General features: G+C 68.1%; 15 protein-coding genes. 7 read left to right on the forward strand and 8 right to left on the reverse strand.

All coding sequences use genetic code 11. From position 1 onward, the window contains the following. The first annotated feature begins 84 nt into the window (after positions 1-84). Positions 85-393: an NAD(P) transhydrogenase subunit alpha part 2 gene (locus AC3ITN_RS03970; protein WP_313346858.1), complete on the forward strand. Its 309-nt coding sequence runs from the start codon at positions 85-87 to the stop codon at positions 391-393. Further along, positions 390-1844, forward strand: a complete 1455-nt coding sequence (locus tag AC3ITN_RS03975) for an NAD(P)(+) transhydrogenase (Re/Si-specific) subunit beta (RefSeq protein ID WP_489392147.1) — start codon at positions 390-392, stop codon at positions 1842-1844. Before AC3ITN_RS03970 ends, AC3ITN_RS03975 begins: the two co-directional genes overlap by 4 nt. A gap of 77 nt (positions 1845-1921) precedes the next feature. Here the strand turns inward: AC3ITN_RS03975 and AC3ITN_RS03980 are convergent, their stop codons facing one another. After that, entirely contained in the window at positions 1922-2341 is a 420-nt protein-coding gene (locus tag AC3ITN_RS03980) for a hypothetical protein (RefSeq protein WP_313346853.1), read from the reverse strand. A gap of 118 nt (positions 2342-2459) precedes the next feature. On the opposite strand from AC3ITN_RS03980, the gene sufT reads away from it, so the two are divergent. The 3 genes from sufT (at position 2460) to AC3ITN_RS03995 (ending at position 6454) form a co-directional block, all read left to right on the forward strand. Next, on the forward strand, positions 2460-3011 hold the full coding sequence (gene sufT, locus AC3ITN_RS03985) for a putative Fe-S cluster assembly protein SufT (protein ID WP_171966895.1): 552 nt from the start codon (positions 2460-2462) through the stop codon (positions 3009-3011). Between the two features lie 61 nt (positions 3012-3072). Further along, complete coding sequence (locus tag AC3ITN_RS03990; protein WP_489392148.1) at positions 3073-4167, forward strand: branched-chain amino acid aminotransferase; 1095 nt, start codon at positions 3073-3075, stop codon at positions 4165-4167. 541 nt (positions 4168-4708) lie between these two features. Further along, positions 4709-6454, forward strand: a complete 1746-nt coding sequence (locus AC3ITN_RS03995) for a S8 family peptidase (protein WP_313346848.1) — start codon at positions 4709-4711, stop codon at positions 6452-6454. A 168-nt stretch (positions 6455-6622) separates the two neighbouring features. On the opposite strand, the gene AC3ITN_RS04000 is transcribed toward AC3ITN_RS03995, so the two are convergent. The 3 genes from AC3ITN_RS04000 to wrbA form a co-directional block, all read right to left on the reverse strand. Beyond that, a complete protein-coding gene (locus AC3ITN_RS04000) occupies positions 6623-7108 on the reverse strand; it encodes an asparaginase domain-containing protein (RefSeq protein WP_313346846.1) in 486 nt (161 codons plus the stop codon). Positions 7109-7175: 67 nt separating this feature from the next. Next, entirely contained in the window at positions 7176-7517 is a 342-nt protein-coding gene (locus AC3ITN_RS04005) for a DUF2069 domain-containing protein (RefSeq protein WP_313346844.1), read from the reverse strand. Next, positions 7514-8104: an NAD(P)H:quinone oxidoreductase gene (gene wrbA / locus AC3ITN_RS04010; RefSeq protein WP_313346841.1), complete on the reverse strand. Its 591-nt coding sequence runs from the start codon at positions 8102-8104 to the stop codon at positions 7514-7516. The genes AC3ITN_RS04005 and wrbA overlap by 4 nt, the downstream gene beginning before the upstream one ends. 113 nt (positions 8105-8217) lie before the next feature. Here wrbA and AC3ITN_RS04015 point away from each other — a divergent pair, with 113 nt between their 5' ends. Next, positions 8218-9492: a YihY family inner membrane protein gene (locus AC3ITN_RS04015; RefSeq protein ID WP_313347062.1), complete on the forward strand. Its 1275-nt coding sequence runs from the start codon at positions 8218-8220 to the stop codon at positions 9490-9492. After that, positions 9489-10058, forward strand: a complete 570-nt coding sequence (locus AC3ITN_RS04020; protein ID WP_489392149.1) for a TlpA family protein disulfide reductase — start codon at positions 9489-9491, stop codon at positions 10056-10058. Before AC3ITN_RS04015 ends, AC3ITN_RS04020 begins: the two co-directional genes overlap by 4 nt. 95 nt (positions 10059-10153) lie before the next feature. Here the strand turns inward: AC3ITN_RS04020 and ppk2 are convergent, their stop codons facing one another. The 4 genes from ppk2 to hemA all read right to left on the reverse strand — a co-directional run bounded on the left by ppk2 (position 10154) and on the right by hemA (position 15241). Beyond that, complete coding sequence (ppk2, locus tag AC3ITN_RS04025) at positions 10154-10921, reverse strand: polyphosphate kinase 2 (RefSeq protein WP_489392150.1); 768 nt, start codon at positions 10919-10921, stop codon at positions 10154-10156. A 270-nt stretch (positions 10922-11191) separates the two neighbouring features. Continuing rightward, complete coding sequence (locus AC3ITN_RS04030; protein ID WP_489392151.1) at positions 11192-12892, reverse strand: O-linked N-acetylglucosamine transferase, SPINDLY family protein; 1701 nt, start codon at positions 12890-12892, stop codon at positions 11192-11194. Further along, complete coding sequence (prfA, locus tag AC3ITN_RS04035) at positions 12889-13974, reverse strand: peptide chain release factor 1 (RefSeq protein WP_313346830.1); 1086 nt, start codon at positions 13972-13974, stop codon at positions 12889-12891. Before prfA ends, AC3ITN_RS04030 begins: the two co-directional genes overlap by 4 nt. Next, positions 13952-15241 (reverse strand): glutamyl-tRNA reductase, encoded by a 1290-nt coding sequence (gene hemA / locus AC3ITN_RS04040; protein ID WP_489392152.1) that lies wholly within the window; start codon positions 15239-15241, stop codon positions 13952-13954. The genes prfA and hemA overlap by 23 nt, the downstream gene beginning before the upstream one ends. Positions 15242-15305 lie beyond the last annotated feature (64 nt).

A 15305-nucleotide genomic window follows, 5' to 3' on the forward strand; every position in this document is an offset into this window, starting at 1 on the left:
GGCAACGGTTGACCGCGCTGCAGAACGGTTCAGCGCATGGTTATGATGCAGGGGACGGGATGACCGCCTGGAAGAGGGACTGCAATGAGCGACGGGTTCGTGGCGTTGTACATCTTCATGCTGGCCGCGATCGCGGGCCACGTGATCATTTCGCGGGTGCCGGTGATCCTGCATACCCCCCTGATGTCCGGGTCCAACTTCATCCACGGCATCGTGCTGATCGGTGCGATGGTGGTGCTGGGCCACGCGCAGACCCCGCTGGAGAAGATCATCGGGTTCATCGCCGTGGTGCTGGGCGCGGGCAACGCGGCGGGCGGCTACGTGGTGACCGAACGCATGCTGGACATGTTCAAGCCCAGCCAGAAGCGCGATACCGGGGAGAAGGCACCTTGAACGTCACTACGGCGCAACTGCTGCAGTGGCTGGTGCAGGTGAGCTACCTTGTGGCCGCCACCCTGTTCCTGCTGGGCCTGCAGCGCATGGCCTCGCCGATGACCGCCCGCAGCGGTATCCGCTGGGCCGGGCTGGGCATGCTGATCGCCACCGTGGCGACCTTCTTCCTGCCCGAGCTGCACAACGTGCCGCTGATCCTGGCGGCGGTGGCGATCGGTACCGGCGTGGCCTGGTGGTCGGCCAAGCGGGTGGCGATCACCGACATGCCGCAGATGGTGGCGTTGTACAACGGCATGGGCGGCGGTTCGGCCGCTGCGATCGGCGCGGTGGAGCTGCTGCGTTTCTCGTTCCTGGCCAACCGCGATACGAGCCACTGGAGCGAGCAGGCCGTCGCCGAACTGGCCGCGCGCCAGCCCTCGGTCACGGTGCTGGTGCTGGCCATCATCGGTTCGGCGATCGGTGCGGTGTCGCTGTCCGGCTCGATCATTGCCTGGGCCAAGCTGGACGGTCGGCTGGACCGGCGCGTGACCTTCCCCGGCCAGCAGGCCTTCAACCTGCTGGTGGCGGTGGCCATGGTCGGGCTGGGGATCTGGGCCGGGGTAAGCCTGAGCCCGGTGGCGATCGTCAGCTTCTTCGTGGTCGCGCTGGCGCTGGGCGTATTGATGACGCTGCCGATCGGTGGCGCCGACATGCCGGTGGTGATCTCGCTGTACAACGCGTTCACCGGCCTGGCCGTGGCCTTCGAGGGCTACGTGCTGGGCAATGAGGCATTGATCATCGCCGGCATGATGGTGGGTGCCGCCGGCATCCTGCTGACCCGGCTGATGGCCAAAGCGATGAACCGGCCGATCAGCGGCGTGCTGTTCTCCAACTTCGGCGGGGGCGGTACCGCGCAGGAAATCAGCGGTGCACAGAAGCCGATCGAGGCCAGCGACGTGGCCGCGATGCTGGCGTTCGCCGAACGGGTGGTGATCGTGCCGGGCTACGGCATGGCCGTGGCCCAGGCCCAGCACAAGGTGTGGGAGCTGGCGCAGCGGCTGATCGAGCGCGGGATCAAGGTGAAGTTCGCCATCCACCCGGTCGCCGGGCGCATGCCCGGGCACATGAACGTCCTGCTGGCCGAAGCCGGGGTGCCGTACGACCTGATCGCCGACATGGACGACATCAATCCGGAGTTCCCCAACACCGACGTGGTGCTGGTGATCGGCGCCAACGACGTGGTCAATCCGGTCGCGCGCACCGACCCGGCCAGCCCGATCTACGGCATGCCGATCCTGGACGTGGTCAACGCGCGCAACGTGGTGGTGATCAAGCGCGGCAAGGGCACCGGCTTTGCCGGCATCGAGAATGCGCTGTTCTACGCCGACAACGCCCGCATGCTCTACGGCGACGGGTCTGGCGCGGCCAGCGCCCTGGTCAGCGAACTCAAGGCATTGGATGGCGGGCATTGACCCATTGCCGCGAAAAAAGGGGACGTACCCTGTTAATTCCCGGATTAACAGGGTACGTCCCCTTTTTTATGAGGCGCTTACCGCGCGACCCACCACCCCACGACCAGGGCGACGCCCAGCCACAGCAGCTCGCCGGCACCATTGGCCAGCTGCACCAGGGTGAACGCCATGAAGGGGCCCATGCGCAACGCTGAATCCCACGGATCCAGCCCCATCGAGCCGCCCAGGTAGGCCGAGGCGATGCCCCAGTTGGCGGCCACGGCCACCAGCAGGGTGAAGGCCAGGGTCAGCACGACCCGCAGCGGACCGGCCCGCAGGTTGCCCAGGCGCAGCATGAAACCCAGCTCCAGTGCGGCCAGCACGGCCATCCAGCCGGCCTGGCGGCCGCTCAGCAGCGCGATGAACAACCAGGCCAGCGTGGCCGTGACGACTCCAATCAGCAACAGCGGGGGCCAGAGCCAGTGGACGGACCTGGCGGGCGCAGACGTGGGCGACATGCATTCTTCCTGTAAGTCCCCACAGGATACCGGCTTGCGTGGTGACCGGCGCGTGGGCGGCCACTGGGCTAAAATGTCCGCCTTGCGGGAATTGGCCGCGACCCCCATATCGATCCACATGTACTCCCGTAGCAGCGAACCTGTCCACTTCGAACGCGACTGCGAGGCCGTCATGGTCCCGCAGGGCGAAACGGTCACCCTGCCGGCCGGCAGCTATGGCTATATCACCCAGGCACTGGGTGGCAGCTACACGGTGTTCGTCGAAGGCAATCTGTTCCGCATCGCCGGCAAGGACGGCGACGCCATCGGCAAGGAACCGCCGCCGGCCCTGGAACTGCCCGCCGACGCCTCCGACGAGGAGGTCGAAAAACTGGTGTGGCAGCAGCTGCGCACCTGCTTCGATCCCGAGATCCCCTTCAACATCGTCGACCTCGGCCTGGTGTACGAAGTGGAGCTCAAGCACCTGGACGACGGCCAGCGCGAGGTGGACATCAAGATGACCCTCACCGCGCCCGGCTGTGGCATGGGCGACATCCTGGTGGATGACGTGCGCAGCAAGCTGGAAATGATCCCGACCGTTGCCGAAGCGGATGTGGAGCTGGTGTTCGACCCGCCGTGGAACCAGCACATGATGTCCGAGGCCGCACGCCTCGAAACCGGCATGCTGTAATTGACCCGCCGCAGCTGTGCCGGCGGCGTGTGTTCCCCGTAACCAGAACAGGAAATATCCGGTGTCCCAGTCTTCCGTGAGCTTCACCACCACCCGTTCCGCCCAGCCGCGCAGCAGCGAGGAGCGTGATCGCATCCTGGCCGCCCCCGGTTTTGGTCTGCACTTCACCGACCACATGGTGGAAGTGCGCTGGGACAAGGACACCGGCTGGCACGATGCCAGCGTGCGCCCGTACGGCCCGCTGCAGCTGGACCCGGCCGCCGCCGTGCTGCACTACGGCCAGGAAATCTTCGAAGGCATCAAGGCGTACCGCCATGCCGACGGCTCGATCTGGACCTTCCGCCCCGATGCCAACGGCCGCCGCCTGCAGCGTTCAGCGCAGCGCCTGGCGCTGCCGGAGCTGCCGGTGGACATCTTCGTCGAATCGCTGAAGCAGATGATCGCCGTGGATGCGGACTGGGTGCCGTCGGCCGACGAATCCAGCCTGTACTTCCGCCCGTTCATGATTGGCGATGAAGCCTTCCTCGGCGTGCGTGGCGCGCAGAAGGCCGGTTACTACGTGATTGCCAGCCCGGCGGGCCCGTACTTCGCCAAGGGCGTGGCGCCGGTGTCGATCTGGCTGTCCACCGAGTATGCGCGCGCGGCCAAGGGCGGTACCGGCGCGGCCAAGTGCGGCGGCAACTACGCCGCGTCGCTGCTGCCGCAGCAGAAGGCGCAGGCGCAGGGCTGCTCGCAGGTGCTGTTCCTGGACCCGGTCGAGGGCAAGTACCTGGAAGAACTGGGCGGCATGAACGTGTTCCTGGTCTACAAGGACGGCACGCTGGTGACGCCCGAACTGTCCGGCAGCATCCTGGAAGGCATCACCCGCGAGAGCATCCTGCAGCTGGCCCGCGACCGCGGCATGACGGTGGTGGAGCGCAAGGTGACCATCGACGAGTGGAAGCAGGGTGTGGCCTCGGGCGAGATCGCCGAGGTGTTCGCCTGCGGCACCGCCGCCGTGGTCACCCCGATCGGCCAGCTCAAGGGCGACGGCTTCGCGGTGGGCGACCTGAACGCCCCGGCCGGCGAAGTGACGATGTCGCTGCGCAAGGAGCTGACCGACATCCAGTACGGTCGCCTGCCTGACCGCCATGGTTGGCTGGTGCGCCTGGGCTGATCGGTCGATCCGCCGCTGGACCTGAAAGGCCCGCCTGGCAACAGGCGGGCCTTTTTCATGGGCGCCCGTAGAGCCACGCCCTGCGTGGCTGCGCAGCGCCCGGTAGAGCCGCGCCCTGCGTGGCTGCGCAGTGCCCGGTAGCGCCACGCCCTGCGTGGCTGACGCCCTCCCGCCGAAACACGTCTCTAAACGATCCAAATCTCCCTAACCAATTGATGCGCAAGCAATGTCCTGCCCCTGACGCACAAGACAGTGACGCAGGACACGGAATGCCCTCCCGCAGACACGCCGCCTATCAAAAAGTTTCTTCACATTCACAAACCCTTGACCCTGGATGTCTCAGATCGAAACTTTCACAACACTGAAAGCGGGCTGAAACGTTGTTGGGGTGGGTCGAAACCACTAGCGTCCGGGATCGGGCGGTTCATCAGGGGAAACCGATCCATCTTTCAGGCTCGATCCGCGCCATCTCTCCACAGCGACCGGATCGCGCCGACCTCCGCCGCATTGACGGCATCCTTCAGTCTTAAAGGGAAATCCGATGTCTCATGATTCGCAGCACCGCTTGCGTCAGCGCGCATTGGTTGTACTGGGTGGTTCGGTTCTCTCGACCCTGCTGCTTGCCGCCCCGGCCTTCGCCGGCGATGTGCAGCTGAGCGGGCTGTCATCCGCACCGACCCATCAGCGCTTCATCGTGAAGTACCGCAACGGCGCCACCGACGTGGCCAACCCGACGGTGCTGGCCAGCTCGCTCAAGGCGGCGGCATCGGCGGTACCGGCTGCGCAGGGGCGCGCGCTGGGCCTGCAGAAGCTGCGCCAGCTGGCCATCGGGCCGACCGTGGTCAAGGCGGACCGTCCGCTGGACGCGGCCGAATCCGAACTGCTGATGCGCCGCCTGGCGGCCGATCCCAACGTGGAGTACGTGGAAGTCGATCAGCTGATGCAGGCCACGCTGGTGCCCAATGACGCGCGCCTGTCCGAGCAGTGGGGCTTCGGCACCAGCAATGCCTCGATCAACGTGCGCCCGGCGTGGGACAAGGCCACCGGCACCGGCGTGGTGGTGGCCGTGATCGATACCGGCATCACCAACCATCCCGATCTCAACGCCAACATCCTGCCCGGCTACGACTTCATCAGCGACGCGGCTATGGCGCGCGATGGTGGCGGCCGCGACAACAATGCCAACGACGAAGGCGACTGGTACGCCGCCAACGAATGCGGCGCCGGCTATCCGGCCTCCAATTCCAGCTGGCACGGCACGCACGTGGCCGGCACCATCGCCGCGGTGACCAACAACACCACCGGCGTGGCGGGCACCGCGTACAACGCCAAGGTGGTTCCGGTGCGCGTGCTCGGCAAGTGCGGCGGTTACACCTCCGACATCGCCGATGCGATCGTGTGGGCATCCGGTGGCACCGTCAGCGGCGTGCCGGCCAATGCCAACCCGGCCGAAGTGATCAACATGTCGCTGGGCGGCGGTGGCACCTGTTCCACCACCTACCAGAACGCCATCAACGGCGCGGTGTCGCGCGGCACCACCGTGGTGGTGGCAGCGGGCAACAGCAACGCCAACGTGTCCTCGTCGGTACCGGCCAACTGCGCCAACGTGATCGCGGTGGCGGCCACCACCTCGGCCGGTGCGCGTGCCAGCTTCTCCAACTACGGTGCCGGCATCGATATCTCGGCCCCGGGCCAGGCGATCCTGTCCACGCTCAACAGCGGCACCACGGTGCCGGGCACCGCCTCCTACGCGTCCTACAACGGCACCTCGATGGCGGCGCCGCATGTGGCCGGCGTGGTTGCGCTGGTGCAGTCGGTCGCGCCGACCGCGCTGTCGCCGGCGGCCGTGGAGACCCTGCTCAAGAGCACCGCACGGGCACTGCCGGGCGCCTGCAGTGGCGGCTGCGGTGCGGGCATCGTCAATGCCGACGCCGCCGTGACCGCCGCGCTCAACGGCACCAACCCGAACCCGGGCACCGGCACCGTGCTGCAGAACAACGTGCCGGTCACCGGCCTGGGCGCGGCCAGCGGTGCCGCACTGGCCTACACGGTCACCGTCCCGTCGGGCAGTTCGCAGCTGAAGGTGACCATCACCGGCGGTAGCGGCGATGCCGACCTGTACGTGCGCTCGGGCAGCGCGCCGACCGACACCGTCTACAACTGCCGCCCGTACCTGAGCGGCAACAACGAGACCTGCACCATCAGCGCGCCGGCCGCCGGCACCTGGCATGTGCGGCTGAAGGCGTACAGCACCTTCTCCGGCGTGACGCTGACCGCGCAGTACTGAGCCCAGCCCCTCTCCAGTGGGCAACGCCCCGGCCTCGGCCGGGGCGTTCTTGTTCATCGGTACGATGGACGAGAACGCGTGGCTACCCACCGTCGGCAGGTACGCATACCGTTCAAAGGTCGCCCGACCAGCGGTCGGTGGCTACCGACGCTGGAGGCGGTTCCCGCCTCACGCGTCTTCGAACCGATTCGCGGCCACGTTCTTGCGCACGTGTTCGGGATTCCAGATGCGGCCGTTCATGGCGATGTACACGCCCGGCTGCAGCGACTGCACCGCGCCGATCGCGCAGCCGATGTTGAACTCGGCGTCCGAACCACGGAAGCGCGCCGGGCTCAGCGCACCGGTCATCACGATGGTCTTGTCGGTGATGCTCCTGAGCACCTGGCCGGTCTGCACCATCGAGTCGGTGCCGTGGGTCACCAGCACGTGGCGGGTCGGCTGGGCCGCGATGGTGGCGCGGATCAGTTCCCGGTCCTCGTCGGTGATGTGCAGCGAGTCCTTGCGCAGGATCGGAATCACGTTGAAACGGAAGGTCACGCCAAGCTCGCGCAGGATCATCCCGATCTGTGGATCGCCAATCTGGTAGTCCGACTTGTCGTCGAAGTAGATCTTGTCGATCGTGCCACCGGTGGTGATGATCAGTAGTTCTTCCATTGCAGCAATCCTGGTTGACGGTGAGCTGCGCGGAGACGCCGCGCCATGCGCCAATGATACGGCGGGTCTACGCGTTGCGCTTCCCGAAGCGGCGGCGCAGGCCCGGCGCGCTGGCGACTCCGATGACGGCCAGTGCCAGCAGCAGCTCCAGCCAGGCCCACCGCGCGGTGTCGGGATGGCTCCAGGCGCTCATGACCCCATGGCTGAACCAGAACAGGGCCAGCACGCCCGCCCAGAACTCGGCCTTGCCGCGTCCGCTCAGCACGCCAATGGCAAGCAGCAGCGGCGGTGCCGTGAAGACCAGCTGGCTGGCCAGCCAGTGCCGGTCGTTGGCGAACCAGACCGCGAACACCACCGCCAAGGCGAGCAGCAGCGCGGCCAACGTCCCCTTCTGCGCGCGCGGGCTCATCCCAGCCGCCGGGCGATGTCGGCCACGCGGCGGCCCAGCGCCCTGGCCAGGATCGCCTCGTCCTCGCTCGGTACCGGGTTGTCGTCCGCACCGGCCACATGGCTGGCGCCATAGGGCGTGCCGCCGGTCGTGGTATGGCTGAGCGCCGGTTCGGTGAAGGGAATGCCCACGATCAGGCAGCCGTGGTGGAGCAGCGGAACCTGCATCGACAACAGCGTGGACTCCTGGCCGCCGTGCAGCGATGCGGTGGAGGTGAACACCCCCGCCGGCTTGCCGGCCAGGGTGCCGTTGACCCATTCGGCGCCCAGCCCGTCCAGGAAGTGCTTCACCGGCGCGGCCATGTTGCCGAAGCGGGTGGGGCTGCCCAGCAGCAGCCCGGCGCACTCGGCCAGGTCGTCCACGCTTACGTAGGGGGCGCCTTCGTCGGGCACCGGCGGCCGTGCGGTCTGCGTCACTGCCGCGACCGGCGGCACCGTGCGCAGGCGTGCGCCCATGCCGGGCACTTCGCCGATGCCGCGCGCGATCTGGCGGGCAAGCCGTGCCACCGAACCGCCGCGGCTGTAGTACAGCACCAGGATCTCCGCCATCTCGCTTCCGTTGTGTCCAGTCGAACCGCAGTATGGCAATGCCGGTCGCCAAGGGCGAGCGTGCGGTGCTCCGAATACGTATCCGTCTCCCCGCATCGGGTACGCTTGCCCCGATGGAACCCCTGGATACCCTCAACCTGTGGATGGAGCGCGTACGTGACCGCGCGCGTACCGCCAGCTTTGGTCGCTTCCTGTGGCGCCGCTTCCTGGACGATCGCCTGTTCCAGGCCGCCGCCTCGCTGGCCTACACCACGGTGTTCGCGCTGGTGCCCCTGGCCATCGTGGTCTTCGGCGTGCTCTCGGCGTTCCCCGTGTTCGACCGCTGGAGCGACACGCTCAGCGACTACGTGTTCTCCAACTTCGTACCCAATGCGGCGCGCGCCGCCGAGGGCTATCTGCGCCAGTTCTCGGCCAGCGCCGGCCAGCTCACCGCCGCCGGTTTCATCGCGCTGGTGGTGTCGCTGCTGATCACCCTCAACAGCGTGGAGCAGACCTTCAACCAGATCTGGCGCGTCAGTTCGGCGCGACCCAGGCTCACCCGCTTCCTGGTGTACTGGACGGTGTTGACGCTGGGCGCGATGCTTGCCGCCGCCTCACTGGCGGTGTCGGCACGGGTGTTTGCGCTGCCCCTGTTCGGCACCAGCGAAGGCCGCCTGCTGGCCAACGCCTCGCTGACGCTGGCGCCGATCCTGATCGAATTCGTCTGCATCATGCTCGTCTACCGCGTGGTTCCGCATCACGTGGTGAAGTGGCGGCATGCCATCCCCGGCGCGATCCTGGCGGCGGTGATGCTGGAGCTGGTGAAGTGGGGCATGGGCGCCTACCTGGGCAGCTTCCAGTCCTACCAGAAGCTCTACGGCACGGTGGCCTTCGTGCCGATTCTGCTGCTGTGGATCTACCTGTGCTGGGTCTCGGTGCTGCTTGGCGCTTCGCTGGCGTCGTCGATCGCCGCGTTCCGCTACCAGCCGGCCGAGCTGCGCCTGCCCACCGGCTATGAGATCTACGGCCTGCTGCGCCTGATCGGGCGCCTGCAGCAGGCGCGCGTCGATGGGCGCGGGCTGGATGAGGACGAGATCATGCGGCTGGAGCCGATGCTGACCGATTCGCTGTTGCAGACCATGCTCTGCGACCTCGAGGCGATCCGCGTGGTACGCCGCGACGAGCGGGGCGAATGGCTGCTCTCGCGCGACCTGGAGAAGCTCACCCTGGCCGATCTCTACGAAACCACGCAGATGCGCATTCCGGTGAAGGAAGCCTACCTGCCGTACCGCGACGACAGCCTCGGCACGGCCTCGGTGGCCGCGCTGGACACGTTGCGGCTGCCCCTGCGCGAGCTGCTCAAGCGCCGCGTCAGTGATATCTATTCCACGCCTGGAGACACGCCATGACCCTCAAGCCCCTGCTGCTGGCCGCCAGCCTGTTGGCCCTGGCCGGCTGCAACAAGCCGACCGCCCAGCCTGATGCCACCCCGCCGGCGCCGGCACCTGCGCCGGTCACCGAGCCGGCGACACCTGCCGCGCCGGACGCCGCGCCCGAGGCCGAGCGCAAGACCGCCGACCAGCCGCGGCTGGTATTGCCGGCGGTGGACGGCAGCACCTATGACCTTGCCGCGCACCGTGGCAAGTGGGTGGTGGTGAACTTCTGGGCCACCTGGTGCGCACCGTGCCGCAAGGAAATGCCGGAGCTGTCCGCGCTGCATGCCATGCGCGAGGAGGTCGAGGTGGTGGGCCTGGCCTACGAGGACATCGAGCCGGGCGAGATGAAGGCGTTTCTGCAGAAGCGTCCGGTCACCTATCCGATCGTGATCGTGGACACCTACAACCCGCCGGAAGACTTCGCCATCCCGCGCGGCCTGCCGATGACCTACCTGATTGCGCCGGACGGCAAGGTCGCCAAGGAATTCCTGGGCCCGGTAACGGCGCATGACATTGAACAGCGGATCGCGCAGCGCTAGACCCGACGGGGTGGCCCCGACCGCGTAGAGCCGACTGGGTAGAGCCGACTGTTAGTCGGCTGCTCCAACCGCCCTCCAACAGCGCGCCACATTGCTCAGGCGTTGATAGGCTTCAAGACCCCGAAGTGTTCCTCATGCAGCTTGCCCTTCAACGGCGGCAGCTCGAGGATCGGCTCATCGACGCTGGTATCCGGCAGGCGATCCAGCAGGTTGCGGATCAGGCCCAGCCGGCCGCGCTTCTGGTCGTTGAAGTCCACCAGCGTCCAAGGCGCCTCCTCGCGATGGGTGGCGCGCAGCATCGCTTCGCGCGCCTCGGTATAGGCGGTGTACCTGCTGCGCGACTTCAGGTCGACCGGCGACAGCTTCCAGCCCTTGAGCGGGTCGATGTGGCGCTCGGCGAACCGCTTCTCCTGCTGCACCTGGTCCACGGTGAGCCAGTACTTGAAGAGCAGAATGCCGTCATCCACCAGCAGCTTTTCGAAGACCGGCGTCTGTGCCAGGAAGGCGTGGTACTGCGCTTCCGTGCAATACCCCATCACGTGCTCGACCCCGGCGCGGTTGTACCAGCTGCGGTCCATCAGCACGATCTCGCCGGCGGCCGGCAGGTGCGACACATAGCGCTGGAAGTACCACTGCGTGCTTTCCCGGTCGGTGGGCTTGGGCAGCGCCACCACCTTGCACTGGCGTGGATTGAGGTGTTCGGCGATGGCCTGGATCGCGCCTCCCTTGCCGGCGGTGTCACGCCCCTCCAGCAGGACCAGCACGCGTTGCCCGGTGTGCTGCACCCAGCGCGCCATCGTGGTGAGTTCCAGCTGCATCGGTTCGAGCAGTTCCTGATAGTCCTTGCGCTTGAGCTTGCCCATGCGTGCCTCATGGTGAACAGGAGTTCCAAGGTTACACGGGAGCACCTGATGGGCCTGTAACGGTTCATGGCGAACGGCTCGCCGATGTGGATCTCAATGGACCCGTAACACTGCGTAGGGACACGCCATGCGTGTCAACCGCGCGCAGCGCGGCACAAACATCCGACGTCGATCCCGAACAGGTCGCGGCCATGCATCCGGGTGTAACCCCAACCGACGCCGTCCCTCAGATTTGATGACCCCGAACGAAGCGCCGCCCGGCAGAGCCGATCAGAGGCCCTGCCAGCCGTTTTCCCTGGCCATCCCCTCGACCTGCACACGGAAATCCTGCGCAAACGCCGCCATGTCGAACACGCCGCTGGTGTCCCGTGCGCTGGCCAACCTGTCGCGCAGCGCCGCCAGGGCCGCCGGGTCATTACCGAGCGCGATCGCCGTGGCGACGAAGGCGCGATCGTCGGCGGCATTCATCTCCGCCATCTGCAGGTGGTGGTTGAGACTGCCGGCCACCCGCGAGGCGAACGTATCCCCTGGACAGGTGAGCACCGGGCACCCGGCCCACAGGGCATCGGACGCGGTGGTGTGCGCGTTGTACGGATGCGTGTCCAGGAACAGGTCAGCGTGCTGGTAGCGCGCCAGGTAGGTGGGATGCGGCAGCTTCGGCATGAACACCAGCCGGGCCGCATCCAGCCCGGCCTCGCTCGCCGCCGCACGCAGTCGTGCATCGGCGTTGCCGGGCCCGGACAGCAGCCACAGCACGCTGCCCGGCACGCCGTGCAGCACCGCGAACGCGCGCTGCACGCTGCGCGGGTTGAGCTTGTAGCTGTTGTTGAAGCAGCAGAACACCACGCCGCGTGACGGCAGCCCGCAGGCCTCGCGGGCGGGTGCGGCCTCCAGCGCGCGGGTGTTGTCCGAGGGCTGGAACGCACGCGGCAGCCGGCGCACCGTTTCGCTGAAGGCGGCTGCCAGGGCGTCCGGCAGCACGAAGCCATCGGCCAGCACGTAGTCGATCCAGCGCGCGCCGGAGGTGCCGGGGTAGGCCAGCCAGTTCACCTGTACCGGGGCGGGGCGCATCGCCAGGACCGCCGGCGTGCCGCCACCGCCCCAGCCGCGCAGGTCGAACAGCACATCGATGCCGGCGTCGCGGATGCGCGCGGCGATCGAATGGTGCGGCAGCGACGCAACATCGTGCAGCGTATCGGCGGCGGCCTGCAGGCGGGCACGGATCGCGCTGCGGTCATCGTCGTTGCGCGCGAACAGGTGCAGCTCCAGCGTACCCAGTGTGCGCAGCTGCTCGAACAGCGCCACGGTCAGCAGCCCGGTCGGGTGCGCGCCGAAGCCATTGGACAGAAAGCCCACCCGCAGCCGCCCCTGCCGGCGCACCTGTACCGGTGGCAGCGGGCGCAATCCGTCGGCAATTCCCGCCGCGCGTTGCCGCGCGCAGGCCAGCTGCTCGGCGGCGCTGGCGTCTTCGCTCAGGAACGCGAACGGCTCGACCACCGCATGGCCCTGCGCCACGGCCTGGCGGACCTGGCTGGACAGGGCCTCCAGCCCGCGCCAGTCGCACAGCCGGCGCTGCCAGTTGAGCAGCTGCGCGGTGATGTAGGGCTCGCCGGGCAGCAGGCGATGCGCATGCCGGTAGGCATCGGCGGCGGCTTCCGGTTGCCCGGCGTCTTCCAGTGCGTGGCCGAGCCACAGCGCGATTCCCGGGTGTTCGGGCACCAGACGCGCGGCCTGCCGCAGCAGCGCGGCAGCCTCGTCGTGGCGGGCCTGCATCCAGCGCGTGCGACCCTGCCGCGCCAGCGCCTCGGGGTGGCCGGGACGCAGCTGCAGCGCACGCGTGGCAGCGTGGTCGCCGGCGTTGATGTCGCCCGCCTCCAGCTCGGCATCGGCCAGCATCACCCAGGCGATGAAGTCGTGCGGGTTGCGCTGCACCGCGCCGCGCAGCTGTTCGCGCTGCGGGTCCATGCTCACGCGCCTGCGGAGAGCTGGGCCAGTTCGTCGGCCTGGTGTTCGTGGATCAGGCGTTCGACCAGCGTATCCAGCTCGCCGGCGATGATGTTGGGCAGGTCGTACAGGGTCAGGCCCTCGACGCGGTGGTCGGTGATCCGGCCCTGCGGGAAGCTGTAGGTGCGGATGCGCTGGCTGCGGTCGCCACTGCCCACCTGCAGCCGGCGGCTTTCGGCGGTGGCCGCGGCCTGCTTGCTGCGCTCGCTGTCCAGCAGCTGCGCCTTCAAGCGCTTCATCGCCTTGTCGCGGTTGGCGTGCTGGCTGCGTTCGGTCTGGCACTCCACCACCACGCCGCTGGGCATGTGGGTGATGCGGATGGCCGACTCGGTCTTGTTGACGTGCTGGCCGCCGGCGCCGGACGAACGGAAGGTATCCACCCGCAGGTCGGCCGGGTTGATCACGATCTCATCGACCTCGTCGGCCTCGGGAATGATCGCCACCGTGGCCGCCGAGGTGTGGATGCGGCCCTGCGATTCGGTGGCCGGAACGCGCTGCACGCGGTGGGTGCCGGACTCGAACTTCAGCTTCGAGTACGCGCCGCGCCCGACCACCCGTGCCACGATCTCCTTGTAGCCGCCGTGTTCGCCCGGGCTGTCCGATTCGATCTCGACCTTCCAGCCTTGGCGCTCGGCGTAGCGTGCGTACATGCGGAACAGATCGCCGGCGAAGATCGCCGCTTCGTCGCCACCGGTACCCGCGCGCACTTCCAGGAACAGGTTGCCTTCATCGCGCGGATCGCGCGGCACCAGCAGCAGCGCCAGGTCCTGGTCCAGCTGCTGCAGGCGTTCCTGCGCGGCGGTGATTTCTTCTTCGGCCAGCTCGCGCAGGTCCGGGTCGGCGCGCATCGCTTCGGCGGCGGCCAGGTCGGCCAGCGCGCGCGATTCATCGGCCAGGGCGGTGGCGATCGGCTGCAGCTGCGCGAACTCGCGCGAGAAGCTGCGGAAGCGGTCGTTGTCGCTTACCACGGCCGGGTCCGCCAGCAGGCGTTCAAGTTCTTCGCGGCGCTCGGCCAGCGCTTCCAGCTTACGGCGCAGGGTCGGCGTCATCGTTGCTCACAGAAACAGGAGGGTGTTGGTAACCCGGCTTGGCCGGGAACAGGCGCTCGGCGGCGCGGGTCAGTTCGGTATCGCCGGTGAGGGCGGCCGCACGCAGTGCCGCCGTCGGCGGGTGCAGCAGGCGGTTGGTCAGGCCGTGCGCGAGCAGCTCCAGCACCTCGTCCGGCGATTTGCCGTGGGCCAGCTGCTGGCGGGCTTTCTCCAGCATCTCCACGCGGGTGGCCTCGCCGTAGGCGCGCAGTTGCAGCAGCGGCGCCTGGTGGGCGCTGGCCTGCAGCGTTTCGACGAAGCGCGCGACCTGCAGCTCGATGATCGCCTCGGCTTCGGCGGCGGCCTCGCGGCGGCTGCGGCGGTTGTCTTCCACCGCGCGCTCCAGGTCGTCCACCGTGTACAGGAACGCATCCTGCAGCTCGCCCACGCCGCTTTCGATGTCGCGCGGCACCGCCAGGTCGAACAGCAGCATCGGCTTGTGCTTGCGCGAGCGCAGCGCGGCGGCGACGTGCGCGCGCGTGATCACCGGCTCGCGCGCGGCGGTCGCCGAGAACACCACGTCGGCGTCGCCCAGGTGGCGTTCCAGCTCGGTCAACGGCAGCGCCACGCCGCCGTGGCGGCTGGCCAGCTCCTGGGCGTGGGCGAGGGTGCGGTTGGCGATCAGCAGGCGGCGCACGCGGCCCTCGCTGAGGTGCCGGGCCGCCAGCTCGATGGTCTCGCCTGCACCGACCAGCAGCACCGTTGAATCCTCAAGGCGTGCGAACGAGTGCTGGGCCAGGCGCACTGCGGTGGATGCCACCGAGACCGGGTTGGCGCCCACGCGGGTGTCGGTGCGGGCCCGCTTGGCCACCGAGAAGGTCTGCTGGAACAGCCGGTCCAGCCGCTGCCCGAGCAGGCCATGGTCGCGCGCGGTGGCCCAGGCGTCCTTGACCTGGCCCAGGATCTGCGGCTCGCCCAGCACCATCGAGTCCAGTCCGGTGGCGACCCGGAACAGGTGGCGCACCGCGTCGGCATCGGCGTGCTGGTACAGGTACCCCTGCAGCTGCCCGGCATGGGACTCCAGCCACTGGGCCAGCGCATCGCCGGATTCGGCCACCGCGTAGAGCTCGGTACGGTTGCAGGTGGAGAGCAGCACCGCCTCGGCCACCTGTGGGGTATCGCGCAGCGACGCCAATGCCTGGGGCAGGGCGTCGCCGCCAAAGGACACGCGTTCGCGCAGTTCCACTGGCGCGGTCTGGTGATTCAGTCCGAGCACCCACAGGGTCATTGTTCAGTTGCTTGCGATAAGCTGCTGGCCATTCAAGTCGTCATTTTAAGGCCAGAAGCCCCCG

The sequence above is a fragment of the Stenotrophomonas sp. KH_036_B genome (genome assembly GCF_057839485.1).

What these genes read in the sequence shown, in the direction of transcription:
- AC3ITN_RS03970 (WP_313346858.1), top strand. Translation starts at nt 85, where the DNA reads ATGAGCGACGGGTTCGTGGCGTTGTACATCTTCATGCTGGCCGCGATC.
- AC3ITN_RS04020 (WP_489392149.1), top strand. Translation starts at nt 9,489, where the DNA reads ATGACCCTCAAGCCCCTGCTGCTGGCCGCCAGCCTGTTGGCCCTGGCC.
- sufT (WP_171966895.1), top strand. Translation starts at nt 2,460, where the DNA reads ATGTACTCCCGTAGCAGCGAACCTGTCCACTTCGAACGCGACTGCGAG.
- hemA (WP_489392152.1), bottom strand. Translation starts at nt 15,241, where the DNA reads ATGACCCTGTGGGTGCTCGGACTGAATCACCAGACCGCGCCAGTGGAA.
- AC3ITN_RS04000 (WP_313346846.1), bottom strand. Translation starts at nt 7,108, where the DNA reads ATGGAAGAACTACTGATCATCACCACCGGTGGCACGATCGACAAGATC.
- AC3ITN_RS04015 (WP_313347062.1), top strand. Translation starts at nt 8,218, where the DNA reads ATGGAACCCCTGGATACCCTCAACCTGTGGATGGAGCGCGTACGTGAC.
- AC3ITN_RS03995 (WP_313346848.1), top strand. Translation starts at nt 4,709, where the DNA reads ATGTCTCATGATTCGCAGCACCGCTTGCGTCAGCGCGCATTGGTTGTA.
- wrbA (WP_313346841.1), bottom strand. Translation starts at nt 8,104, where the DNA reads ATGGCGGAGATCCTGGTGCTGTACTACAGCCGCGGCGGTTCGGTGGCA.
- ppk2 (WP_489392150.1), bottom strand. Translation starts at nt 10,921, where the DNA reads ATGGGCAAGCTCAAGCGCAAGGACTATCAGGAACTGCTCGAACCGATG.
- prfA (WP_313346830.1), bottom strand. Translation starts at nt 13,974, where the DNA reads ATGACGCCGACCCTGCGCCGTAAGCTGGAAGCGCTGGCCGAGCGCCGC.
- AC3ITN_RS04005 (WP_313346844.1), bottom strand. Translation starts at nt 7,517, where the DNA reads ATGAGCCCGCGCGCGCAGAAGGGGACGTTGGCCGCGCTGCTGCTCGCC.
- AC3ITN_RS03980 (WP_313346853.1), bottom strand. Translation starts at nt 2,341, where the DNA reads ATGTCGCCCACGTCTGCGCCCGCCAGGTCCGTCCACTGGCTCTGGCCC.